General features: G+C 38.0%; 2 protein-coding genes. Both read left to right on the top strand.

All coding sequences use genetic code 11. From position 1 onward, the window contains the following. Window positions 1-357, top strand: a 357-nt coding sequence (locus HC175_RS16405) for a helix-turn-helix domain-containing protein (RefSeq protein WP_168139457.1), incomplete at its 5' end; no start/stop codon positions are given. Window positions 358-365: 8 nt separating this feature from the next. Next, the coding region (locus HC175_RS16400; protein ID WP_438865947.1) for a hypothetical protein at window positions 366-610 on the top strand (245 nt) is incomplete at its 3' end.

The raw sequence follows: 610 nt of genomic DNA, 5'->3' as shown, positions 1-610 counted from the left end.
TCCGATGAGTTCAAAAGACAAATTGTGAATGATTATGAAAGTGGCAGGTACAGTGTTTTTCAACTGTCTAAGCTTCACGGGATGTCACGGTCTATGATCTATAACTGGATTCATAAATTTTCTACCTTTAACGAGAAAGGTTATAGAGTCGTAGAAATGAAAGACAGTAGCAGTAAAAAGATGCAAGAGCTGGAAGCTAAAAACAAAGAACTGGAGGCAGCTTTAGGGCGCAAACAGATACAGCTGGATTATCTTGAAAAGATGATTGAATTGGCTAAGTCAGAGCTCGATATCGACATTAAAAAAAACTACAGCACCCCACAATCAACTGGTTCAGGAAAAACAAAGAAAAAGTGAGTTATTCCATGAACCAATTCTATGAAGGTGTCGGGATCAGTAAACAAGCTGTACATCAATATGCTCAAAGACAAACTGTGTTTGATCATCGCTTGATGGAGTTAATGTCTGAAGCTGATGATATTCGTAGAGACCATCCAGGTTGTGGGGTGGAGAAAATGTACCATACTCTAAAGCCTGATTTTATTGGGAGAGATCGTTTTGTAGAGACTTTTATGCAGTTAGGTTTCCGTCTCAAAAGAAAAAAGAATTA

The organism is Salinimicrobium oceani (assembly GCF_012037645.1).
This window is presented reverse-complemented; position numbering and strand designations above follow the sequence as displayed.